This window comes from Pseudarthrobacter defluvii, assembly GCF_030816725.1.
Classification (GTDB): domain Bacteria; phylum Actinomycetota; class Actinomycetes; order Actinomycetales; family Micrococcaceae; genus Arthrobacter; species Arthrobacter defluvii_A.
In genome coordinates, this window is the sequence record NZ_JAUSYG010000001.1 from 979,457 (window position 1) to 1,003,185 (window position 23,729).

At 62.8% G+C, this 23,729-nt stretch carries 21 protein-coding genes and 2 tRNA genes; 15 read left to right on the plus strand and 8 right to left on the minus strand.

The genetic code is table 11. The features are described from left to right. Nucleotides 1–4 precede the first annotated feature (4 nt). On the minus strand, nt 5–1,192 hold the full coding sequence (locus QF031_RS04570; protein WP_307424701.1) for an SLC13 family permease: 1,188 nt from the start codon (nt 1,190–1,192) through the stop codon (nt 5–7). Nucleotides 1,193–1,251: 59 nt separating this feature from the next. On the opposite strand from QF031_RS04570, the gene QF031_RS04575 reads away from it, so the two are divergent. The 5 genes from QF031_RS04575 to QF031_RS04595 are packed head-to-tail and all read left to right on the plus strand — an operon-like array spanning nt 1,252 to nt 6,598. Continuing rightward, nucleotides 1,252–2,637 (plus strand): cystathionine beta-synthase, encoded by a 1,386-nt coding sequence (locus QF031_RS04575; RefSeq protein ID WP_307424705.1) that lies wholly within the window; start codon nt 1,252–1,254, stop codon nt 2,635–2,637. Nucleotides 2,638–2,663: 26 nt separating this feature from the next. Beyond that, a complete protein-coding gene (locus QF031_RS04580; protein ID WP_307424708.1) occupies nt 2,664–3,827 on the plus strand; it encodes a cystathionine gamma-synthase in 1,164 nt (387 codons plus the stop codon). A 52-nt stretch (nt 3,828–3,879) separates the two neighbouring features. After that, a complete protein-coding gene (locus QF031_RS04585) occupies nt 3,880–4,386 on the plus strand; it encodes a winged helix-turn-helix transcriptional regulator (protein WP_307424711.1) in 507 nt (168 codons plus the stop codon). Continuing rightward, complete coding sequence (locus QF031_RS04590; protein WP_307424714.1) at nt 4,383–5,777, plus strand: MFS transporter; 1,395 nt, start codon at nt 4,383–4,385, stop codon at nt 5,775–5,777. Before QF031_RS04585 ends, QF031_RS04590 begins: the two co-directional genes overlap by 4 nt. Nucleotides 5,778–5,827: 50 nt before the next feature. Then, the gene (locus QF031_RS04595; protein ID WP_307424718.1) at nt 5,828–6,598 is read left to right on the plus strand and encodes an SDR family oxidoreductase; all 771 of its coding nucleotides are present in this window, start codon (nt 5,828–5,830) and stop codon (nt 6,596–6,598) included. 30 nt (nt 6,599–6,628) lie between these two features. On the opposite strand, the gene QF031_RS04600 is transcribed toward QF031_RS04595, so the two are convergent. From QF031_RS04600 to QF031_RS04615, 4 genes are read right to left on the minus strand one after another with little or no spacing between them, the layout of a single operon-like run. Then, a complete protein-coding gene (locus tag QF031_RS04600) occupies nt 6,629–7,819 on the minus strand; it encodes an acyl-CoA dehydrogenase family protein (RefSeq protein WP_307424721.1) in 1,191 nt (396 codons plus the stop codon). After that, nucleotides 7,816–9,309 carry an APC family permease gene (locus QF031_RS04605; RefSeq protein ID WP_307424725.1) on the minus strand — a complete coding sequence of 498 codons (1,494 nt, stop codon included), beginning with the start codon at nt 9,307–9,309 and terminating at the stop codon, nt 7,816–7,818. Before QF031_RS04605 ends, QF031_RS04600 begins: the two co-directional genes overlap by 4 nt. A 13-nt stretch (nt 9,310–9,322) precedes the next feature. Further along, complete coding sequence (locus QF031_RS04610; protein WP_307424728.1) at nt 9,323–10,534, minus strand: glutathionylspermidine synthase family protein; 1,212 nt, start codon at nt 10,532–10,534, stop codon at nt 9,323–9,325. 3 nt (nt 10,535–10,537) lie between these two features. Next, nucleotides 10,538–11,158, minus strand: a complete 621-nt coding sequence (locus QF031_RS04615; RefSeq protein ID WP_370874486.1) for a Tat pathway signal protein — start codon at nt 11,156–11,158, stop codon at nt 10,538–10,540. Nucleotides 11,159–11,339: 181 nt separating this feature from the next. Between QF031_RS04615 and QF031_RS04620 the strand changes: the two genes are divergently transcribed. The 6 genes from QF031_RS04620 (at nt 11,340) to QF031_RS04645 (ending at nt 16,849) form a co-directional block, all read left to right on the plus strand. After that, nucleotides 11,340–11,993, plus strand: a complete 654-nt coding sequence (locus QF031_RS04620) for an MOSC domain-containing protein (RefSeq protein ID WP_307424731.1) — start codon at nt 11,340–11,342, stop codon at nt 11,991–11,993. A gap of 405 nt (nt 11,994–12,398) precedes the next feature. Next, nucleotides 12,399–14,474 carry a DEAD/DEAH box helicase gene (locus tag QF031_RS04625; RefSeq protein WP_307424733.1) on the plus strand — a complete coding sequence of 692 codons (2,076 nt, stop codon included), beginning with the start codon at nt 12,399–12,401 and terminating at the stop codon, nt 14,472–14,474. 302 nt (nt 14,475–14,776) lie between these two features. After that, nucleotides 14,777–14,848: transfer RNA gene (locus tag QF031_RS04630), tRNA-Thr, on the plus strand. A gap of 61 nt (nt 14,849–14,909) precedes the next feature. Next, nucleotides 14,910–14,983, plus strand: a tRNA-Met gene (locus QF031_RS04635). 205 nt (nt 14,984–15,188) lie between these two features. Then, nucleotides 15,189–16,565 (plus strand): hypothetical protein, encoded by a 1,377-nt coding sequence (locus QF031_RS04640; protein WP_307424735.1) that lies wholly within the window; start codon nt 15,189–15,191, stop codon nt 16,563–16,565. Nucleotides 16,566–16,627: 62 nt separating this feature from the next. Next, on the plus strand, nt 16,628–16,849 hold the full coding sequence (locus QF031_RS04645; protein WP_307424739.1) for a hypothetical protein: 222 nt from the start codon (nt 16,628–16,630) through the stop codon (nt 16,847–16,849). 123 nt (nt 16,850–16,972) lie between these two features. Here QF031_RS04645 and QF031_RS04650 read toward each other — a convergent pair whose 3' ends face one another. Together QF031_RS04650 and QF031_RS21430 are read right to left on the minus strand one after the other, a co-directional pair. Beyond that, entirely contained in the window at nt 16,973–18,316 is a 1,344-nt protein-coding gene (locus QF031_RS04650; protein WP_307424744.1) for a tyrosine-type recombinase/integrase, read from the minus strand. Continuing rightward, nucleotides 18,313–18,528, minus strand: a complete 216-nt coding sequence (locus QF031_RS21430) for a helix-turn-helix transcriptional regulator (RefSeq protein ID WP_370874487.1) — start codon at nt 18,526–18,528, stop codon at nt 18,313–18,315. Before QF031_RS21430 ends, QF031_RS04650 begins: the two co-directional genes overlap by 4 nt. A gap of 721 nt (nt 18,529–19,249) precedes the next feature. Here QF031_RS21430 and QF031_RS04655 point away from each other — a divergent pair. The 4 genes from QF031_RS04655 (at nt 19,250) to QF031_RS04670 (ending at nt 23,153) form a co-directional block, all read left to right on the plus strand. Beyond that, the gene (locus tag QF031_RS04655) at nt 19,250–19,816 is read left to right on the plus strand and encodes a recombinase family protein (protein WP_307424747.1); all 567 of its coding nucleotides are present in this window, start codon (nt 19,250–19,252) and stop codon (nt 19,814–19,816) included. Nucleotides 19,817–20,167: 351 nt separating this feature from the next. Further along, the gene (locus tag QF031_RS04660; protein ID WP_307424750.1) at nt 20,168–21,166 is read left to right on the plus strand and encodes a hypothetical protein; all 999 of its coding nucleotides are present in this window, start codon (nt 20,168–20,170) and stop codon (nt 21,164–21,166) included. Next, complete coding sequence (locus QF031_RS04665) at nt 21,159–21,806, plus strand: hypothetical protein (protein WP_307424752.1); 648 nt, start codon at nt 21,159–21,161, stop codon at nt 21,804–21,806. Before QF031_RS04660 ends, QF031_RS04665 begins: the two co-directional genes overlap by 8 nt. 135 nt (nt 21,807–21,941) lie before the next feature. Then, entirely contained in the window at nt 21,942–23,153 is a 1,212-nt protein-coding gene (locus tag QF031_RS04670; RefSeq protein ID WP_307424755.1) for a YDG/SRA domain-containing protein, read from the plus strand. Nucleotides 23,154–23,267: 114 nt separating this feature from the next. Here the strand turns inward: QF031_RS04670 and QF031_RS04675 are convergent, their stop codons facing one another. After that, a complete protein-coding gene (locus QF031_RS04675) occupies nt 23,268–23,534 on the minus strand; it encodes a helix-turn-helix domain-containing protein (protein ID WP_307433132.1) in 267 nt (88 codons plus the stop codon). Nucleotides 23,535–23,729: the final 195 nt, after the last annotated feature.

The window sequence follows — 23,729 nt, forward strand, 5'->3', positions numbered from 1 at the left end:
CCGCTCAAGGCATCCCGGACACCGCCCACAGCGCCAGGACGGCCAGCGGGACGGTCAGGGCAACAGCCACCAGTCCCGCCGCGGCAAACCCGCCCCACTTGATGGGCACGTTCAGTACCCGGAGCCGCTCATGCCACAGGAGTGTGGCCAGCGACGCCCACGGGGTGACCAGCGGGCCAAGGTTCACCCCGATGAGCAGGGCGGCCAGCCGCACCGGCGATCCTGCCACCGGCTCCAGTGCCAGGTAGGCGGGAAGGTTGTTGACAGCGTTGGCCGCACCGACGCCCAGCCCTGCCAACTGCAGGAGCGCGGGCAGGCTGTCCCCGGTGCTGGCTACACCCGCCAGCAGCGTGGTAAGGCCATGCGCATGCAGGGCCTCCATCAGCATGAACAGCCCCACCGTCAGCATCAGCGGCCGCCACGGAACCATGGACCACCGAAGCACGGAGGGCCTGCGCCGGAGGAAGACCGCCAGGAGGACGACTGCCGCGGCGAGCGCCGGGTACTGGACCGGCAGTCCGGACACCAGCGCGGGCAGCAGGACCAGGAGCGTGACGGCTGCGGTCTTCAGCAGGGTGCGGTCCTTGACGGGGTGGGCGGGCTGCGGCCCATAGGTTCCGCTCAGGTCCCGGCGGAACGCCAGCCAGAGCAGGGCAAGGGGGACCAGCAGGCCAACCAGGGCGGGTGCCCAGACCAGCCCTGCGAAGCGCCACGGGCTTAGCCCCAGCCGGTCCTGGGCCAGGAGGTTGGTCAGGTTGGAGACGGGCAGCAGCAGGGAGGCCGTATTGGCCAGCCAGATGCTGGTCAGCGCGAACGGCAGCGGCGGGATCCGGGCATGGACCGCCAGCAGTACCACCACGGGCGTCACCAGCACCGCCGTCGTATCCAGGGACAGGAACACCGTGGACACCGCGGCCACTGCCACCACCAGGAGCCACAGCAGGAAGACCCGTCCGCGGCCCAGGGCGGCAAGCCGGTCCGTCACCACCCGGAACAGCCCAGCCTCGTCCACCAGTTCGGTGACCAGGGACATGGCAAGCACAAAGGCGAGGATGGGCAGGGTGCGGGCGGTCAGTTCCCCGAATGCAGGCAGGGGAAGAAGGCCCAACCCCAGGGTGGCCGCGCCTGCGGCCAGTGTTGCGCCGGGCAGCAGGTAGCTCCGGGCGGCCTTGGGCCATGCGAACTGCTTCACCGGGCTATCCTCGCACCCCGGGCAGGGAAGGGCGCACAGGAAGCGGTAGCTTTGTACCTATGAAGTACGCCCAGTCCGTCCTGGACCTCATCGGCAATACCCCGCTCATCAAGCTCAACCACGTGACCGAAGGCATCAAAGCCACCGTCCTGGTCAAGCTGGAGTACCTGAACCCTGGTGGGTCCATCAAGGACCGCATCGCGGCGCAGATGATCGAGGACGCCGAACGCGACGGCAAGCTGAAGCCCGGCGGCACCATCGTCGAGCCTACGTCCGGCAACACCGGGGTGGGCCTGGCCCTGGTGGCGCAGCAGAAGGGCTACAAGTGCGTCTTCGTGGTCCCGGACAAAGTGGGCGAGGACAAGCGCGCCGTGCTGCAGGCTTACGGCGCCGAGGTGGTGGTCACGCCCACGTCCGTCCCGCCGGACAGCCCGCAAAGCTACTACGGCGTCTCGGACCGGATCACCCGCGAGACCCCGGGCGCCTTCAAACCGGACCAGTTCTCCAACCCGGCGGCGCCGGGCAGCCACTATAAGACCACCGGCCCGGAGATTTGGCGGGACACCGACGGCAAGGTCACCCACGTCGTCATCGGCGCCGGCACGGGCGGCACCATCACCGGCACGGGCAGGTACCTCAAGGAGGTTTCGGCTGACCGGGGGGAGTCCGACGGCGGGCTGGTCCGGATCATCGGCGCGGACCCGGCAGGCTCGGTCTACTCAGGCGGCACCGGACGGCCGTATTTCGTTGAGGGCGTCGGCGAGGACATGTGGCCGGCGAACTACGACAAGACAATCCCGGACGACGTCATCGCCGTCACTGATGCCGACTCCTTTGCCATGACCCGCCGCCTGGCACGGGAAGAGGGGCTGCTGGTGGGCGGTTCCTCCGGCATGGCTGTAGTAGCCGCCCTGCAGGCCGCGAAGGACCTGCCGGAAAGTGCCGTCGTCGTGGTTATCCTGCCCGACTCCGGCCGCGGCTACCTGGCCAAGATCTTCAACGACCAGTGGATGCGTTCCTACGGGTTCCTCTCCGGCGGCGAGGAAACCTCCGTGGGCGAGGTCATCAAGTCCAAGAACGGCGAGCTGCCGGACCTGGTGCACATCCACCCCAACGAGTCGGTCCGCGACGTCATCAACATCATGAACGAGTTCGGCGTCAGCCACATCCCGGTCCTGTCCCAGGAACCGCCGGTGGTCATGGGCGAGGTCCTGGGCGCCGTGGACGAGCGCACCCTGACCGCCAAGCTGTTCCGCGGCGAAGCCAAGCTGACGGACAAGATTTCCGAGCACATGGGACCCAAGCTCCCCGTCATCGGATCACTGGAAACCATCTCCGCGGCCAGGGAGCTGCTCTCTGACACTGACACCCTGATGGTCACGTTCGTGGGAGCCCCCGTGGGCATCCTCACCCGCCACGACCTGCTGGCCTACCTCAGCAACTGATCTGCGTTACCCGTAAAGGAGCACCCATGCCTGCCTCTGAAAACCAAGGGTTCAACACCCGCGCCGTCCACGCCGGACAGGCCTTCGAACCCCGCACCGGAGCAGTGGTGCCGCCGCTGCATTTCAGCTCCACCTACGCCCAGGACGGCATCGGCGGGCTGCGCAGCGGCTACGAGTACGGCCGCGGCGGCAACCCCACCCGCGATGCCCTGCAGGAACAGCTCGCTGCGCTGGAACTGGGCAGCCACGCCTACAGCTTCAGCTCCGGGCTTGCCGCCGAGGACGCCCTCATCCGCGCGCTGACCCGCCCCGGGGACCACATCGTGCTGGGCAACGACGCGTACGGCGGTACCTACCGGCTGATCAGCCGGGTCCTGGGGGACTGGGGGATCGGCAATACCCCGGTTGACATGGCCAACCTGGACAGGGTCCGCCGTGCGGTGGCTGCGCACAAGACCCGGTTCGTGTGGGTGGAGACGCCGTCCAACCCGCTGATGAAGATCACCGACATCGTGGCGCTCGCCGACATCGCGCACAACGCCGGGGCCCTCCTTGTCGTCGACAACACCTTCGCGTCCCCCTACCTCCAGAATCCGCTCGCCCTGGGTGCCGACATTGTGGTCCACTCCACCACAAAGTACATCGGCGGACACTCGGATGTGGTGGGCGGCGCCGTGGTGGTCAACGACGCTGAGCTGGCGGAGAAGATCGGCTTCGTCCAGTTCGCCGTGGGCGCCGTGTCCGGGCCCATGGACGCCTTCCTGACCACGCGCGGACTCAAAACCCTCGGCGTCCGGATGGACCGGCACAGCGAGAACGGCCAGGCCGTGGCCGAGTGGCTGCTGGAGCGCCCCGAGGTGGAGGCCGTCCTCTACCCGGGACTGCCCACCCACCCGGGCCACGAGCTGGCCAAGTCGCAGATGCGGAAGTTCGGCGGCATGGTTTCGGTGCAGTTCAAGGGCGGTGAAGCTGCCGCCCGAAAGGTGGCGGAATCCACCTCCGTGTTTACCTTGGCCGAGTCCCTGGGCGGCATCGAGTCGCTCATGAACTACCCCTCCGAGATGACCCACGCTTCGGTCAAGGGCACTGAACTGGCCGTCCCGGTCAACCTACTCCGCCTCTCCTGCGGCATCGAGGACGCGGAGGACCTGATCGCGGACCTGGACCAGGCGTTCTCCAACATCCCCTAGCAGTAGGCGAAACCTCTGGCTTTCTTGAAGAGAGTCAGCTAGCGTTTCCGGTATGCCTCTTCGATCCGACTGGTCCCAGCGCACCTGCAGCATCGCCCGCGGCCTGGACATCCTGGGCGACCCCTGGTCCGTCCTGGTGCTCCGCGAGGTCTTCTTCGGGAACGGGCGCTTTGACGCGATGAAGAGCCGCCTGGAGGTGGCGGACTCCGTCCTCACCAAGCGCCTGGCAGGCCTGGTGGAATCCGGGCTGCTGGAGAAAAAGGCATACGACGACGGCGGACGCACCCGCCAGGAGTACGTCCTGACTCCCATGGGTGAGGACGCGCTACCGGTGCTGAACGCCGTCACCATCTGGGCGGAGAAGCACCTGCCCGCACCCTCGGAGCAGGCGCACCTCTACGTCATCCACTCCAGCTGCGGAAACCCCACCACCTCCGCCGATACCTGCACCGAATGCGGGGAAAGGCTGACCGGGGCGAACACCAGCTGGCACAGCCGGTCCAGGTCCGAGCAGCCCATCCCGTTGTCCACCGCATCCCGGAGAGGAACGCCCGCATGAGCACGCTGCCCGACGAAGCGGCCGGCATTCCCGTCGATGCTGCACCTGCTGGGCCGCGGGGTCCCCGCCGCCGGCTGCATCCTGCGTGGACGGTGGCAGCCGTGGCGTTCCTTGCCCTGGTGGGTGCCGCCGGATTCCGGGCGGCTCCGGGTGTCCTCATGGTCCCGCTCCAACAGGAGTTCGGCTGGTCCACCACAGTGTTGTCCGCAGCCGTCAGCATCAACCTGGTGCTCTTCGGCCTGACTGCGCCGTTCGCCGCGGCTTTGATGGAACGGTTCGGTGTCCGCGCGGTCACGGCAACGGCGCTGGTCCTCATCGGCATGGGCAGTGCGCTGACCGTGCTGGTGAACCAGTCGTGGCAGATCCTTCTGACATGGGGGCTGCTGATCGGCCTCGGTACGGGCTCGATGGCCCTGGTCTTCGCCGCCACCATCGCCAACACATGGTTCACCAGGAGCAGGGGACTGGTGATCGGCATCCTCACCGCCGGCAGTGCCGCCGGGCAACTGGTGTTCCTGCCCTTCATCGCGCTGCTCGCCCAGGACCCAGGGTGGCGGCAGGCATCCCTGCTGATCGCCGCCGGAGCCCTGGCCGTGGTCCCGCTGGTGTTGAAGTTCCTCAAAAACTCTCCCTCCGACGTCGGTGTCCTGCCCTATGGCGCGGAACCCGCCGGCGCTGAAGCCTCCAAACCGGAAGCCGCAACGGCGCCGGCGGCCGCAGCGGTGCCGGAAACCGGGCCGCGCACCAATGCCGCCATCCGTGCCCTGCAGGTACTCCGCCGGGCCAGCAAGGTCCGGACCTTCTGGGCGCTCGCCGCCGGTTTTGCCATCTGCGGTGCCACCACCAACGGGCTGATCGGCACCCACTTCATTCCCTCCGCCCATGACCACGGCATGCCGGAAACCACCGCCGCAGGGCTGCTCGCCGTCGTCGGGATTTTCGACATCATCGGAACCATCGCCTCCGGCTGGCTGACGGACCGCTTCAACCCCCGCATCCTGCTGGCCGTCTACTACCAGTTCCGCGGCATCGGCCTGCTGGTGCTCCCGCTGCTGCTGAATGCCGAAGTGCAGCCCAGCATGATCGTGTTCGTGGTGATCTACGGCCTGGACTGGGTGGCCACCGTCCCGCCCACCGCCGCCATCTGCCGGGAGACGTTCGGGGCGGACGGCAGCGTGGTCTTCGGCTGGGTTTTCGCCGCCCACCAACTCGGGGCTGCCGCGGCCGCCATCGCCGCCGGCGCCCTGCGTGATGCCACCGGACACTACACGTACGCCTGGCTGGGAGCGGCGGCCATGTGCACCATCGCCGCGGTCATCAGCGCCACCATCCGCCGGCACAAAGGTGGAGCGGAAACAAAGGCAGGAAAAGCGGAGCCCGCGGCCGCCTGAACACTGCGGACCTAAACAGTGCGGGCACCCGCCCCCGCTAGGCTGGTCGGATGGAAACCCCTGCGCCCGTCCCCGCCCGCCCCGTTGCCCTGGTCACCGGAGTAGGGCGGCTGGCCGGCATCGGCGCCGGAATCGCCCGGCAGCTCGCCGCCGACGGCTGGGACCTGGTCCTGTCCTACTGGGCCGACTACGACGCCCGCATGCCGTGGGGGAGTGAACCGGAGGACGTGGTCCGCCTCACCGCCGAACTGGAAGCCATCGGCGCCAAGGTCCACGTCCTCTCAGCCGACCTGCAGGACCCGGGCGTGCCGGACCGCCTCGTTACGGAGTCCGTACAGCTGGCCGGACCGCTGAGGGGTCTGGTGCTCAGCCACGCGGAATCGGTGGATTCGGGCGTCCTGGACACCACCGTTGAATCCTTTGACCGGCACTTCGCCGTGAACACCCGCGCCAGCTGGCAGCTGATTGCCGCCTTCGCCCGGCAGGCAACGGACGACGGCGGCGCGATCGTTGCGCTGACCAGTGACCACACAGCGTTCAACCTGCCGTACGGCGCCTCGAAGGGGGCCCTGGACCGCATCGTGATTGCCGCCGCCCGCGAATTGGGGCCGCAGGGAATCTCGGCGAACGTGCTGAACCCGGGGCCGGTGGATACGGGCTGGATGACCCAAGAGGTCCGCGGGGAGCTCACGGCACAGCAGCCCACCGGCCGCCTGGGCACCCCCGCAGATGTCGCCGGGACCGTGGCGTTCCTGCTCTCGCCGGCCGGCCGCTGGATCTCGGGCCAGCTGATCAAGGCCGACGGCGGCTTCTCCGCCTGAGCGCTGCGTCCCAACGCCGCTAATCGGCGCTCAGTGGAAGGCGTTCAGGCCGGTGATGTGGCGGCCCAGGATCAGAGTGTGGACCTCGTCGGTGCCTTCATAGGTCCGCACCGATTCCAGGTTCGCGGCATGCCGCAGCGGTGAGTAGTCGGTGGTGATGCCGTTGCCGCCCAGGATGGACCGGGCCTCCCGTGCCACGGCGATGGCCTCGCGGACGTTATTCAACTTGCCCAGCGAGATCTGCTCCGGCCGGATGGTTCCCGCGTCCTTGAGCCGGCCCAGGTGCAGTGCCAGCAGCGTGCCCTTTTGGATCTCCACGAGCATGTTCACCAGCTTCTCCTGCGTGAGCTGGTAGCCGGCCAGCGGCTTGCCGAACTGCAGCCGGTCCTGCGAGTACGCCAGCGCCGACTCGTAGGAATCCCGCGCCGCGCCCATGGCACCCCAGGCGATCCCGTACCGGGCCTCATTGAGGCAGGTGAACGGGCCGCGCAGCCCCTGCGCCCCCGGCAACAGGGCCTCGGGACCCAGCCGGACGTCGTCGAACTCCACGTCGCACTGGACGGAGGCGCGCATGGACAGCTTTTGTTTGATGGGGGTGGCGGTCACGCCGGGGGTTCCGGCGGGGACCAGGAAGCCGCGGACGCCGTCATCCGTCATGGCCCACACCACCATGACGCCGGCCACCGATGCCAGGCCGATCCAGCGCTTGGCACCGTTAAGTACCCAGCCGGCGTCGTCACCGCTGCCGTCCTGCTGCGCAAAGGTGGCCATGGAGGCGGGGTCCGAACCGGCAGTGGGCTCGGTCAGGGCGAAGCAGCCAATAACCTCACCCGCCGCCATGCGCGGCAGCCACTCCTGCTTCTGCTCCTCGGAGCCCCAGGTGTGGATGGCGGTCATGGCCAGCGAGCCCTGGACGGACACGAAGGTGCGGATCCCGGAGTCGCCGGCTTCCAGTTCCATTGCCGCGAGGCCGTATTCGACGGCGGAGCGGCCCGGGCAGCCATAGCCCTCCAGGTGCATGCCCAGCACACCCAGCTCGCCCAGTTCCGGCGCCAGGTCCAGGGGAAAGACGGCGTCCTCGTACCAGCGGGCGATGTCCGGCTTGATCCGCTGGCAGGTGAAGTCCCGGACCTTCTGCCGGAGCTCCAGTTCCTCCGCCGAGAGCAGGGAATCGAGGTCCAGGATGTCGGACGGGCCTGCCGGCATGGCCTCACGGGTCATTTCTTGACCACGAAGTAGCCGCGCGTGGCGGGCAGGAACCGGCAGACGGCGGCCAGCACCACGCCCAGGGCCAGCAGCACCACACCGCTCACGAAGGCCCCGCCAACCCCGAAGATCTGGGTGTCGCCATACGCCGGGTCCCACATCTGCACCGCGGAGACGAAGAACGCGGCGGTCAGGAGGAGGGCACCGGCCAGGGGCAGGATGCCGCGGAACCAGAGGTTGCGGGCCGAGTCCCGGAGCGTCCCGCGGAAGTACCAGAAGCAGGCGAAGCCGGTCAGGGCGTAGTAGAACGCAATGAAAAGGCTGATGGCGCTGATGGAGTCCGACAGCAGGTTTTCACTCAGGAAGCTCATGGCCACGTAGTAGGCGGCCGCGGCGGCACCCATCACCTTGGTGGAAAAACCCGGGGTCTGGTTGCGGGGGTGCACCTCGGCGAACTTGGCGGGCAGGGCGCCGTGGATGCCCATGGAGAGCGTGCCGCGTGCGGTGGGCAGGATGGTGGTCTGCGTGGAGGACAGGACGGAGGCGAGGACCGCGACGACGATCAGCCAGCCCCACGGCCCCAGCACCACATCCTTCATGGCCAGGAACACGTCGTCCTGGTTGGCCTCATTGCCCAGGCCGATGCCCTCGGACCCCACGGTGGCATACATCATCACCAGCAGCGCCACGGAAACATAGATCGCTACCAACACGAAGGCCGAGATGACGGCGCCGCGGCCGGGGGTCCTGGACGGGTCCTCGGTTTCCTCGTTGACCGCCAGGCAGGTGTCCCAGCCCCAGTAGATGAACAGGGCCAGGAGGGCTCCGTGCACCACGGCACCGGGATCGGTGAAGGCTCCCACCGGGTTGAACCACTCAAAGTCGAAGGCTTGGCCTTCCGGCGCCCCGCCCACGATCCGCATGACGATGGCCAGCGCGAAGATGCCCAGCGCAATGTACTGGACATACGTCAGGACGCGCTGGACGTGTTCGCCCAACCGGATCCCACGGTAGTTCACCAGGGTCATCAGCACGATGAACAGCAGGCCGCTTCCGGTGACCAGCAGTTTGTTCTGCGCCAGCGACCCGTCGCCCACCAGCAGCCACAGGTACTGCCCGGCCACCTGCGCCAGGTTGGCCAGCACCACGATCCCGGCGAGCGCCACGCCCCAGCCGCCCAGCCATCCCGCCCAGGGGCCGAACGCCTGCCGGGACCAGGTGAAGGTGGTGCCGCAGTCCGGGATGGCACTGTTGAGCTCGCGGAAGGCATAGGCGATAAACAGGACCGGGATGAAGCCCAGCAGGAGAATCAGGGGCGTGTAGTTGCCGTTGACCGCCACGATCAGGCCAAGGGTGGCGGCAAGCGAGTACACCGGGGCGGTGGAGGCCAGCCCCAGCATCACCGAGTCGCCCAGGTCCAGGATCCCGGCCCGGAGTCCCTTGCCCGGCACCGGGGTGCCGGCCCCGCCTCCGGGGGCTCCCGCCGTCGTCATGTCTGTACTCATGCTGTCACCTGGTTCATAGCGTGATTCCTGCCTTGCTGGAGGCGGCCACCGCGGAAAGCGGAGCCGGCGCGTCAATGGTGTTGGGCACAAAGCGGCAGAAGTAGTCCGTGACCGGCCCGTCCGATTCCCGGATGCCGCAGCCCACGGACTCGCCGTCCACCACCCAGAGGCCCAGGACCGGACGGTTGCCGTCGAAGTCGGGGAGGGGGTGGTACTGCTGGTAGCACCAGCCCTCGCGGCCGTACCCGCCGGGCTGCTCGAGCCTGATGCCGTCAGCGTGGATGCGGATGTTGTCGCCCTCGCGGCCGTGCAGGGGCTTGGCCACCCATTCCTTCAGCGGCCCCGGGTCCGTGAGGTAGGCCGGAAGCAGGTTGGGGTGGTTGGGGTAGAGATGCCACAGTGCCGCGAGGAGGGCCTTGTTGGAGAGCAGCATCTTCCAGGCCGGTTCCACCCAGCGCGGGCTGTGGGCGCGCTCCAGCAGCCGCGGGCCGAACTCCTCCTTCATCATCAGCTCCCAGGGGTAGAGCTTGAAGATGGTGCTGATCAGAAAGTTGTCAAGGTCCACGAAGCGGTTCAGGTTGGGGTCCCAGCCGATATCGGACATGTTGATGCCGATGGTGGTCCACCCGGCCTGGCTGGCGACGTCGCGCATGTAGGCGGCGGTCATCCAGTCCTCGCCGGATTCCTCCACTTCCGAATGGGCAACGTGAAGGGTGCTCATGCCCGTGCGGTACTGGAACTTTTTCCATTGCCGGATCAGGGCCTCGTGGATGCCGTTCCACTGGTCCTTTCCCGGGTGGACGTCCTGCAGCCAGAACCATTGGGCGACGGCGGCCTCGATGAGCCCGGTGGGGGTGTCGGCGTTGTATTCGAGCATCTTGGCCGGGCCACCCTGGCCGTCATAGATGAAGTCGAACCGGCCGTAGACGTCCACGTCGCCGGCCTGCAGGGACTCGGCTGCCAGTTCCAGGGCCTGGGGTCCGATGCCGATGCTGCCCATGGCCCCGGTGGCGAGGAATTTTGCGGCCTCCAGGCACATCCGGTGCATGTCCTCGGCCGCCACTTCGAGGGTCTCGACTTCGTCCATGGTGAACTCGTAGTATGCCGACTCGTTCCAGTACTCGATGCGGCGCCCGTCATCCATGGTGGTGGTGGAGAAGACCAGCCCCTGCTCTTCAATCTTCTGCTTCCAGTCGGGCCGGGGCTCAGACAACAACCGTTTCATCCGTCAGCCTCCCGATACCTTGCCGCCGCCACTTGAGCCGCTCTTGGCGCTTGATCCGAAACCGCCGCGGCTGACCGTGCCGCCCTTGCTGCTGTAACCGGTGGAGGCCTTGGCCCCGCTGGGAATGGTCCGCGTGTAGTTGGGGGCGGTGGACCGGTTCTGGCCGATGGACGGAACGCTTGCCCCCCGGGAGTAGAAGTACCAGGCGTAGATGCCGCCGCTGCGGCCGGCGGAACTGTTGCAACTGGTGTCCGCCACGCGCTCGCCGGTTTCCTCGTTGAAGCACACCTGTGCGTATTCGGGGTCGTCCTCGTTGCTGGCCACCACGGCCGTGATGGTGCCGGCCAGCAGGGCGGTGACACCCAGGCCCACCACCACGGTCCGCCGCTGGGAACGCTTCTTCCGTGCCGCTGCATCAGTGAGCTGCTTTTCCCGTTCGCGTGCAAACGGGTCCACGGGGGTGACAGGGTCATTGAGGAGCTCCGGCCGCAGCTCCGGTTTGGGCACCTGCCAGGGCGGCGGCTTGGCAGTGCTGCCCGCGCCGTTGCTGCCACGGGTGCCGCCGGCACCACCCAGGGGACCGGTCTGCGGTTCCTCTTTCGGGTCTTTCTGGTTCGAGTCCACGGCGTCCCCCTCAGTTGTTCACGCGATTTGGGCGCAGCGCTGCACCCCCAAATGCAAGTCTCGAATCAGCGTAGCCCCTGCCGGTGCGCCCTGCGAGCAGGAAGGCTCACAGAAGCAGGGGAGAAGTGCCCACGCGCGGCGGGGGAGCGGGCGCCATACCGGAGAACCCTAGACTGATGCCATGGAATCAGGTTCTGTCCTTGCCGTCTGCCGCGTCCACCAGCTTCTGGGGGATGCTTCCAGCGTGGGAGTTACCGCCATCGACAAGCGGCCCGCGGATGGTCCGGTGAAGGTGCACAAGCTGGGCCTGCGCGGGGACATCCAGGCCAACAGGGCGCACCACGGTGGGGAGGACCAGGCCGTCTACGCCTATTCACAGGCCGACGCCGACTACTGGTCCGCTGCCCTGGGGCGCGAGCTTCCGCCGGGCGTCTTCGGTGAGAACCTGCGCGTCTCCGGCATCGAGGCAACGCACGCGGTCATAGGGGAGCGCTGGAAGGTGGGGTCCGGCGTCGAGCTTGAGGTCACGTCCCCCCGCACGCCCTGCGCCACGTTCCAGCGCCGGATGAAGGAACCGCAGTGGGTGAAGCGGTTCGCCGAGGAAGGGCGGGTGGGGACCTACCTTCGCGTCCTCCGCACCGGCAGCATCCAGGCAGGCGACACCATCGAGCGCACGTTCGTCCCGCGCCATGGCGTCACCATCGGCAAGTGGTTCAGTGCGCCGGATGCGGAGCTTGTTAAGGCCCTGCGCGGTGCAGAGGCCGACGGCGAGATCCGGCTCCAGGACGAGTACCACACCCGGTTTGAGGTGCTGCTGCGGCGGCTGGGACGGTAGCACCGGTCCCCTCACGAGGCTGTACGGTGGGCTGTGTGCGCAAGCTCACCGCCGTCGTCGGCCGTTTAATTACCCAACGGCACCTTCGTGCCCTACACTTGAAACATCCCCCACTCCGGAAATCCCTTATTCCTGCCCAATTTTTGAGGCAGGACTGGCAAGTGTTGGGGCCCGCGCAAGCGATGCGGGCATTTTCATAGGGAGAGCCGGCTAAAGAAAACGCTGTACAGACTGCTGGGATAGCAGCCAAGAGATGCAGCGCGAAGTCCTGCCATGGGATTGCGAAAGCGCCGGACTTCTGTGACCGGCCGGTCAACGTTTGCCCGGCACCATCGGCACGTGTACTGCGGCTCCGCTCACCTGGGTAGTGCCGCCTGGCCCCCTATGGATGAGGAACAACTCTCTATGCCCGAAAACCAGAACGAAACCACCGCATCGGCAACTGCTGAAACCGCCGCCGTCGAATTTACCGAGGCCGCTGCACCCGCAACCGAGCCCGCCACGGAAGTTGCCGAAGCTCCTGCCACGGAAGCCCCCTCCGCCAAGGTTGAGGAAGAGGAAGACGGCGTAAAGTTTGCCGATCTCGGCATCGACGGCCGCGTCCTGGCCGCCCTGCAGGATGTCGGGTACGAAAAGCCGTCCCCCATCCAGGCAGCCACCATCCCGCTGCTGCTCGAAGGCCGCGACGTTGTTGGCCTGGCACAGACCGGTACCGGCAAGACTGCAGCATTCGCAGTGCCGGCACTGTCCCGCCTGGCCGAACTCCACGACCTCAACGGCCCGTCCCGCAAGACCCAGGCCCTGGTCCTGGCCCCCACCCGCGAGCTGGCCCTCCAGGTGGCCGAGGCGTTCACCTCCTACGCCAAGCACATTGACGATTTCACCGTACTGCCCGTCTACGGCGGCTCGGCCTACGGTCCCCAGCTCGCCGGCCTGCGCCGCGGCGCCCAGGTGGTTGTGGGTACCCCCGGCCGCGTGATCGACCACATCTCGAAGGGTTCCCTGGACCTGTCCGAGCTGCAGTACCTGGTGCTGGACGAGGCTGACGAAATGCTGCGCATGGGCTTCGCCGAGGATGTTGAGCAGATCTTCCAGCAGACCCCTTCGGAGCGCCAGGTGGCGCTGTTCTCGGCCACCATGCCGAGCCAGATCCGCCGGATGTCCAAGCAGTACCTGAACGACCCCGCCGAGATCTCGGTGAAGTCCAAGACCACCACCGGCGCCAACACGCGCCAGCGGTACCTGCAGGTCATGGGCCCGCACAAGCTGGACGCCATGACCCGCATCCTTGAGGTGGAAGAGTTCGACGGCGTCATCGCCTTCGTGCGCACCAAGATGGCCACCGAGGACCTGGCTGACAAGCTCAAGGCCCGTGGCTTCCAGGCCGCAGCCATCAACGGTGACATCCCGCAGCAGCAGCGCGAACGCACGGTGGATGCGCTGAAGGAAGGCCGGATCGACATCCTGGTGGCCACCGACGTCGCCGCCCGCGGCCTGGACGTTGAGCGCATCAGCCACGTGATCAACTACGACATCCCGCACGACACCGAGTCCTACGTGCACCGCATCGGCCGCACGGGCCGTGCAGGGCGTTCCGGCGACGCCATCCTGTTCATGACGCCGCGGGAGAAGTACCTGCTGCGTTCCATCGAGAAGGCCACCCGCCAGCCGGTGGAGCAGATGCACCTGCCCACGGCCGAGACCGTGAACACCCTGCGCCTGGGCAAATTCGCCGAGCGCATCACTGAGACCCTTGAGTCCGAGGACGTCTCGATGTTCCGCGACCTCATCGCTTCCTACGAGGAAGAGCACAAGGTGCCGGCAGCAGAAATCGCTGCAGCACTGGCCGTCATGGCCCAGGGTGGACAGCCGCTCCTGGTCAAGGAACTGCCCGCGGCTCCCGAGTACCAGAAGCGTGAGCGCTCCAAGGACGGCTTCGGCTCCCGTGGCCCGACCCGTACGCTCACCGAGGGCAACGCCACCTACCGGATCGCCGTCGGACGCCGCCAGCGCGTCATGCCGGGTTCCATCGTGGGTGCCATTGCCAACGAGGGCGGCATCTCCTCGGCCCAGATCGGCGGCATTGACATCCGCTCCGACCACTCCCTCGTGGAGCTGCCCGCGGACCTGAGCCCCGAGCAGCTGCGGGCGCTGTCCCGCACCCGGATCGGCGGCGAGCTGATCCACCTCGAGCTGGACAACGGCCGCAAGCCCTCGGGCGACCGCGGCGCCTACCAGGGCAACCGCGGCGGCAACTTCAAGGGCAACGGCGGGTTCAAGAAGGAATTCCGGAAGAACGACGGCGAGCGGTCCTCGGCTGATCGCGGCGGACGTTCCTACAGCGACCGCTCCGAGCGTTCCTTCAGCGACCGCGGCCAGTCCGGCGACTCCCGCTTCGGCGGCCACGGCGACGGCTCCCGCAAGCCCCGCAGCGGCGGCGAGAGCGGACACCGCGACTTCAACCGCAAGGGCAAGTGGTAAACACTTCCGCACGTTGAGCAATTGACGACGGCGATGGGCCGGCTTTCGAGCCGGCCCATCGGTGTTTAACCGATGGTGCGGGTGTGGGGCTGGACACATTCTGCCGTTGGCAAGGAGGCGCTGGGCCTCGTGAAGGTGCTTTCCGCCGTCGCCCTTGTGCCTTTCGTGCCTCCTCCAGCCCCGGAAATCCGCGGAAAACCTGGTGTGGGGGCGGTGGAATACTCCCTGCCGCAGGGCCCTGCTGCCGCCCCCGGACGCCGATTTGTTGGTGTGAAAATCTTCCGGTAGAGTATTTACTCGTTGCCCCCCTAGCTCAGTGGTAGAGCGCGTTCTTGGTAAGAACGAGGTCACCGGATCGATTCCGGTGGGGGGCTCTGAATGAGGGCCTGTGTCAAGGCGGTTTTGACCGGCTTGACACAGGTTTTTCTCATTCGTGGCGGTGTAGCTCAGTTGGTTAGAGCGCACGACTCATAATCGTGAGGTCGGGAGATCGAGCCTCCCCACCGCTACATAGATAAGCCCCCGGAATCCCCGAGATTCCGGGGGCTTTCTTGTTTAGTAAGCTAGCAGCGCAAAGGCACTTAGCAGCTCCGGGGCGGGAAATGGGGCGGGAAATCTCAGCAGTTGTCCCCCATCGTGGGCCGAAATCTGGCTTTCCAATACTAAGAAGTGTTGTTGCCACCTGCGGGGCAGGAGCGGTGCCAGAGTGTATTCGTGCGACAAATCGACATGTGTGAGGGGCATCCCGATGACTCCGGCTTCTTGACCAGTGATGCCGGTCAGTTCCGGGGCGACGCCCACAGCTACAACGAAGAACCGTCTGACGGGCAGAAGTTGGTTTCGCTGCTGATTGGGTCTCAGTCTTGGGTCCATAGGCGCGTGGACGCTTTGCGCTTAAGCGGTGATGGCACTACTCGTCTTCACGTTTCACTCGATGTGACAGTTCCTGCGGACCTTCGTCTGGCGCGTCCGGGTGGTCAAATGGCAGTTCCCCTCGCTCTCATGGAGAAAGTTCCCCTCCGGCACTTGGATACGGAAGACTGGACAGGGAAGTCCATGGCGGTTTTGGACACTCCACTGAACAGTCGCTACGCGTTCGAGTTCCTGAGTGCACTGACGCCGCGCTGGGTTCGCGAGGACAGGGTGTGGGGCGCCATTCAGACGGTATTGGGCGAGCTAGTAGAGTCTGACGGGGGCCCGGACGCTCTGAGCATCTCAAAGAGGCTTGAAGCCCTGCTGGAGCGGGGGGAGCATAGGCGTTCCCCGCTCAGTGAAGACGAGTCCTTGGAACTGTCGGCCTTCACCAGCATTGCAAAGCAGTTGGGCCAGCAGTTCCTGTTCATGGTCGAAATTGATGCCGAGCGCGTCGAAACTCGCACCATTCTGAAGTATTCGGTAGATCAGGACGCTCCCAGACATTCTCGGGGCCAGAGCAAGCGCGTTGTCTTCCGTCTCCAAGTACCCGACATGGGGTTTGCTGCTAGCCAGCACATTGAGGTGGAACTACCTGACGGCGTGGTTCTTGAGCGGCTCACTCTCGAAGGAACCATATTTGAAGGGGACCTTCAGGAGGGTCTCGCTACTGACGAACCGGAGGGCTGGTTACAAAGAACGTCAGGCCACGTCACGGTTCGTCCGAATGCAAGGTTTTTGAAGGGCGAACTGTGGGTTTGGGTAGTTCCCGCGAAGCAGGGGCTTTATAGGTTCGCAAAAGTCAGCATTGTGATGGTCACTCTCGTTGTCTGCGCAACGTGGCTGATTCGCGCTAATTCTGAGGTTCTCCTGCGGGAGGTGGTCATACCGTCCCCATCAGCTTCCATCCTGCTCATCGGTCCCGCCTTGCTGCTGTCGTGGTTCAGCCGCACAACAGAACACACTTTGGTCGCGAAAGTGCAAGGGCCCTTGCGGTTGGCTTTGCTTGGAACCGCACTAGTGTTGCTCATCATGGCTGCTCTCGCCGCAGTGCCCGTGACTGCGGAAGTCTGGGCAATTGCATGGGTGGTTGCCACTTGCATTCAAAGCGCCGCTTTCCTTCTGCTCCTATACTTCGCTTCAGACCTCCGCAGGAAGATGGGGCGTAGGGACTTTTGAGCGCTGCTTAACATCGGATGTCAGTAGGACACGTACAATAGGTGAAAAGGGAGGAGCAGACGATGAAGCACATCTCGAAAGTGAAGATCGGTCTGAAGGACATGAAGAACGCCACATTGCGCGCCCGTGGAATCGCTCCTCGACCTGACTACGTAATCAAGCCTGCTGCTGGTTCGCTCATCGGAGACGTACCGGGCCTGAGGGGCAACAAGGAGCGTACGAACGCAGTGGTTGAGCGGATGCTTGCGTCATCGGGTGTTCGGCGTCGGAGCACCGCAGAATAGTGTTTTCTCTTAGGTAAATTTTTTCATTCCCTCTTGTTGACCACCGCTCGCACCTCTCCCAACTGGGTGAGAGGTGCGGGCGGTGGTTTCAGGGGCTACTATTGCGGCCCTCGAACTGGCGGCCTAAGGAAGAATTACCTTCCAATGGTCATTAATGCGCTCCGCTGCTCTTGAAGCATAGTCAAAGTGGCTTCCCGAATATGCGTTCGTTGTCGCCACATCCGAGTGGCCAAGAATAGCCCGCACATCGTGCAGTGGGACGCCCATGGTCAGCATGTTTGAGGCAGCCGTGTGCCTGAGATCATGGAAGCACATACCGGGCTTTCCGATCGACTTTCGGATCGCGTCCCAGTTTAGAGACCGCCGCAAATTGCTTCCACGGATGGTTGAGCCTGCGGGCGTTGTTAGGAGCTGCTCACTTGGTGCTTTTCCCTGCATCGCCGCTTGTAAGGCGGCTCGCAAGGAGTCGGGGATCGGTGCCGTCCTGCACTTTTTCCCCTTCGTCTGACCAAGCTTAAGTTCTCCGTTTTCATCGAGAAAGTATGCGCGGTTGACCGCCAAAACTCCCGCCGATAGGTTCACATCGGTAACTCTCAACGCGGTTGCTTCATTGAAGCGTAGGCCGGTATGGAGCAAAGTTTGAATAAACCAGTCATATGCAGGGTCTTGTCCTTGCATGATGCGTAGTAGGTCGGCTTGCTGTCCGCCCGTCAGCGCGCGTTCTCCAACGTTGGTAGTAGTAGTTGATTTTGGACGTTCCACACCTCGAACGGGATTCTTGCCGATCCGGTTCTGTGCCACAGCCTTATCCAGAAGTTGAGATAGGTAAGCCAGTGCGCTGCAAACGGTTGAGGGTGTCGCGCTTTCCAACCAATTCTGTATGGCCTCCTCAACAACGTCCGGGCTAATGTCTCCCAGCCTGAAATTTCCGAGATCGGGCAAAATACGAATTCTCCACGCACGGTCGTAGTCCCGCACCGTGTTGGGGGTACGGCCTGCCTTAAGAACCGATCCCTGCGCTTCCTTCTGGAAGTCCGCGAGAGATGTCTTAGCCCGCTGGCCGGGAGGAGGATTGCCCTGTGCGATGTCGAGTTTAAGGTTCGCTAGTCCCTTTTTCGCAGCCGCAAGCGTGGGATAGCTCTTGGACGTAGAACGCCACGAGCCGTTTACCTGCTGGAGTTCCTGTTCCACACGATAGGGCAGCTTGGGCCGGTTTTCTACGTACCGTATGCCAGCAGGCAACACGTTGCCTTTTGGGTCTGTCCTTGCAGGACGCTTGCCCGACATCCGCTTCTCATCCTCAACCCGTTCTGGGTTCGACGAAGGCGCGTGGCGCACGGCGACACCATCCATCTGGGCGGCAGCGGATGAACGCGGCTCGGACTGAATCAACCGCTTTTTGAACTTTGCATTCCCCATAAGATCGATGACGGTGGCTGACGCCTCGGCAAATTTCTCGTTCTTCATTTGGTGACCTCCGTATTGGACGCAATCCATGAGTCGATGTTGGCGCGCGTCCAACGGAGGTTTCTGCCAACCCTTGTTGCAGGCGGGAAGTTGCCCCTCTTACGGAGACCACGAGCGCTGTTGGGTGATATTCCCAGAATTTGGGCAGTCTCGGCAAGTGAGAGCAAGCGATCAGCCGACGCGGAGTAACGGAGTTTAACTACATTAGACACAAGTATCCCCTTCAGGATTTCTGCAGGTCTGTGGCTGTTCTTGTAGTTAACTTTTTATTTTTATAAACAGGAACTATGCGTCCTGCGCCCATGCTTTTGTTTTTATTCGATATATGACCCGTGAGTGCACGAAGCGCTCATGTATAAAATTTAGCAAGTGCCCTGACGCGATATAAGTGTGTTCTCTCATAGGGAAATCAGGTTCGCGTTCATTGTCCTTTGCGCTGCTAGTTCTCTAGGTTGAGCAAACCCTGCCTCCGCAAAGTCTCGCGAGCTGCCCCGTAGTAATTAGCATTGTTTCCGTGCCTACTCGCGGCAATCCATGTCACATGTGTGGGAATCTAAATGCGCATGAGATTTTCACAACAAGCAATCCCTGAACCCGAGCCGATGTGAGCGATTTTAGGGGGAGAAGCCTAGGCGTCCTGCTACAAGTTTTCGGGAGGCATGGCACCCGCAGCCTCTACGCAATATGTGTAAGCCCACTGTTCATCGCGTATGCCCTACGGCTGAGATTGGGTCCTCGCACCAACACGACCGGTCCGCCTGTCATCGCAACTTCAATTTGGGAGTTTTACCTGAAGCGACGTTAGGCCGTGCTGTCTCAAAAACGAAGGATTTTGGTAGGTTCGCGAACTGCCCCAAATTTCTCTCTCAAAATTCTCTCAAATGCTGATTTCTATCAATAGCTAAGAAACAGCGTTATTGATAGTATTTTGGCATGTCACTCATCGGATACGCACGGGTCTCGACGGCAGACCAGTCACTCAACTCACAGCTCGACGCGTTGAAGGCTGCTGGGTGTAAGAAGATTTACCAAGAGAAGATGTCCGGCGTTCGTGACGATCGTCCGGAACTCCAAAAGTGCTTGGACTACATCCGAGACGGTGACACCCTCGTCGTCCTAAAACTCGACAGGCTTGGACGATCACTGCACCACCTCGTCACTGTGATCAACCTGCTTCATGAGAAGGAGGCCAACTTCCGGTCCCTAAGCGACTCGATAGATACGAATTCACCTAGCGGCAGGCTGACCTTCCACGTCATGGGGGCAATGGCGGAATTCGAGAAGTCACTAAATGCGGACAGAACACGTCTCGGGCTGGCTTCCGCTCGTGCGCGAGGTCGCATTGGTGGCCGCCCTAAGGCTCTGGATTCTGAGAAAGAAGGAATTGTCGATCAGCGTCGAAGCGAGGGCGTCAGCGTGGCAAAGATTGCGGAAGAGCTGGAGATCGGCGTCGCAACTGTCTATCGCTATTTGAAATCACAGGAAGCCGATGCCGCATGATTTCAGAGTCAATTCCATGGCGGGAAGAACTTTGGCGAGTCGCTGAGAGGTTCAAAAGAAGTCCCAGCAGAACCGGTGGACTGAGCGCAGCAGCTTCATGGTGATCGCGACCTAATGACGGGTTACACCGGTGGCAACAACTGGAGCAAAGTCTGTCCGGTACCAAGAAGACGAGGGCATTCATGCTCGGGGTCGTCGTCATATTCACGCTGTCGGCCAACATCAGTAGCTGTCAGGCTGAGACCCCGCAGGCGGCAGCGTCCTATAGGATTCACGAGGCGCCTACCCGATCCGGGTGAAGGGCAACAGTGTGGTAAATACACAGGGAACAGTTGAGGCAGGAAGATACATTTGAGCAACAAGGGGTTTGTGGCAGAGACTATAGCCCTTGCGAAGGCAGACCCGGCGGGTGCTGTCACCGGCCTCGCAGGAGTCGTGGGTGTTGGTGTCGCATTGATGGACCTCTTCACGCCGTTCGAGCTACCAGCAGACGTTCCCGACGAGGTCTTCCTTTTCGGATTATCGACCTTTCTGCTCAGCGTGTATGGAGCCTCCCGTCTGCGCCGTATTCGCGACAAGGAAGAGCGGCTACGAGATGATCGCCATGACCTGCTCCTAGGGCAGATCGCGCAGTTAGTGGAAGAAGCGGAACTTAGGCAGGTGCCGAGCGGAGAAATCAACACTCTTTTGGTTGCCGAACTGAGTAGCACTTCTGGGTGGTGGTTTCGGGGAGGCTCTGGGCGTTGGTTCAGCCGCACAGTGTTGCCTGCTTTAGCTGAGCGAAAAGTTCCGCAGCCCGTTTCCATTCAGATACTTGACCCTAGGGATAAGCACTTATGTGCGCGCTATGCGTCTTACCGAAGTCAACAGCGCGACCCGGCTGACATCCGTGACAATGAATCGGACCCAAGAGCTATCCAAACTGATTTACTCGCGTGCATCCTGTCTGCCCGAGTTCATGCCTCGCATTCTCGCATCAATGAAGACATAGTGCTTCTTCGCACCTACAGTCCAATGCGGATCGATATGGGGTCATCAATGCTATTAGCTACGGTGGCGTCACAGACGGCGCCTGCACTGATGGCGAGGCACGATAGTTTTTTTTACAAGAGCATCAAGGACGAGTTCGAAAGCGCTGCCCATGGCCATGCCGTCCTTCGTTCCAACTTTGACGATCGCCGTATACCACGACCAAAGGACATGACGGCAGAGTCTGCTCGTGCCGTTCTTGAAGGGTACGAGGTCATCGTCGGTGAAGAGCAGCCCACATCTCTGCTGTCGGGATTCGCACGTGCAGAGGACCTTAATTTTGAAGACATCTACAGGAAGGCATTTTGCGTCGATGCTTGAGTTCACGGCCTCAGGGGTACAAGGAATCTTCGACAACGTCGGCATTAACAGTGCGCTGGCCAGAAGCATCCTTATAGAGGTAGCAGAAGCCCTTCCGCAGGTACAGGCTACGGAACATCCCCTTGGTTTTGCTCACCTAGAGCTGACCTCTGTTCTAGGCACTTCATTTCGGACGCGGCTGCATCTGTGGACACAGGAAACTCGACAATGGGCAGACGAACTTGGAAGCCTTCACGACCACACTTGGGAGCTCAATAGCGCGGTGCTCACGGGCGGACTGACTGACACCTATCTGGAGCCTCGACAAACGGATGACGGGCAGTACGGCGCCTACCAAATCCAGTACGGGAGTGGCCGCAACACGACAATTCGTCTCGCCGGTAGGTGGGCGCTGGACGAGCGCGGCAGGAGAAAGGTCGTAGCAGGAGAGACATACAAACTGCCTCCGCGAGCAGTGCACAGGACCGTCGTTGATTCCTTCCCGACAGCGACTTTGGTGATAGCGAGAGAGATGGGAGGGGAGGGGCCGAAAGTGTTCCTACCCGGTGCTGCCAGTGAGCTACCGGCTGGAGAACGGATGGAGATCGACCCTAGGTGGACGTATCAAGCTTTGCAGCGGGCGATAGCATCGCTGTCGTGATTAGTAAAGTACCCGCCACGGGCGCCACACGTTCTCCAATTGTGGATTGCGCACAAAAACTAATGCATTTCATAGGGCCGCCTCTGTCCAAAGAACATATGCGTCTAAAAGGCGCTCCAACTGTGCTTCTCGGCAATGAAGCGAACTAACAGCGATATCCACGGTGAGCGCATTCTCACTCTCCTGTCGCGCCAAAAGAGCGGAGAGTTGTCCACTGAGCAGCTTTTCCTGCAATTGGAGGCGGGGTACGGGTTCCTCCTGAACAGTGTTGATCACGAGGTACCGAGCAGTGAGCAAGTTAATCGTCGCCCACGTGAGAACTGGAAAATACGGGTTGGTGCCACCAAAAAGTATTTGCGATCGCGCGGTTGGATTTCTGACTCCCCAAACAGCCTTTGGCGCATATCAGAGGCTGGCAGGCGTCGCGCGAAAGAATTAGCGGAGGTGGCAGTGATGTCAACGAGCACACGAGACCGAATCATTTATGGAGATATCGTCGGGTACGAAGCCCCACAGGAGTTCGAAAACCGCAGGGCGGCGTTTCTGGCTGGTGTTCATCGACAAACACAGGCTGGCATTTCCGGCGGGGCTGAGGGAGTTGACGCAATTTGCCTCTCCGACGGGTATTCGGACGACGCCTTTGATGGCGACTTGATAACTTACACGGGTTTCGGGGGACAGGACCCAACCACGCGGCTTCATATCGCAGACCAACAACTCATTCGGGGCAACCTTGGGTTGGTACGCAATTACGAGTTGGAACGTCCAGTCAGAGTTCTCGTGAAGAAGTCGGTGTTGACTAAAAATCGCCGAGACAGCAGCTATTTGTACGTGGGACTCTACGTAGTCGTTCACTGGGATTGGGCGCTGCGAGACGGATTCAAAATCCTCGTCTATCAACTCAAATCCCTTACTGGTCAAACCGAAGCTGGACTGGTTTCTTCTATCGCCGTCTTGACGGGTGGCGCCGAGGAGCCGGAACGCCGCGACTCGTTGAGTAGCAGAATCGTACGTGACTATAGCGTCGCGGAGGCAGTGAAGAGGCTCTACGCGGACACCTGCCAAGTGTGCCGTACGCAGCTTCGAACGGCGGCTGGGACATACTCAGAGGCGGCACACATCAGGCCTCTTGGAGCACCACATCGAGGTCCAGACGTGCCGTCGAACCTCCTGTGCCTATGCCCAAATTGCCACAAGCAGTTTGATGGACATGCGCTGACCATTGACGACGACGGCTCAGTTTTCGCCTTCCAGACCCGCATTGGCGCTCTTCATGTCCATCCACGGCATCCCATCGATAAGGAGCATCTCGCCTACCACCGTGCTAGCTCAGTACCACAAAGTTGATCTGCATCAGGTTGGGGTGCTTGCATCTTTGAACGACGCACTGTGGAATCCGTCGTAGCACTTGCACTGTCCTTCACTACTTCCCTAGGAAACAAATTTTCAAAGGAAGACCGCTTAAGTATCCTGCTGCATGTTCTCGGTGGGCAGGGCTTTGGCTGATTCAACGGATGTTTCATAAGCACGCTGAATGTAGGCCTCAATCTCTTTGCGTTCAATCCGCCAAACGCCACGGCCACCTACTTGAATACCCCTTAGCTCCCCCGATCTCAGCAATTCCCTGATTGTCGGCTGTCCGACAGACAACTCGTCGGCGACTTGCTGAAGGCTCACGAAACGGGGCCCGATCTGGGGCGCGGAGTGGTCGGTCATAACTAGGACCATAGCGTAGGTTTCAATCGCTGAATGGAAGCAGAACTGGCTCAGCTCCTCCGGTTTTCCTTGAGCGCAGAGCACGCACACTCTGCTTGCCCTCAGCGGCTGCCATGCGCGGTTCCGAAGTGCGGTTGTTGCCCAACCGGGGAAGGGTTAGTTTCGTGTACGGCAGTTCCCACCGGGACGACACCTGTTCGGCGGTGC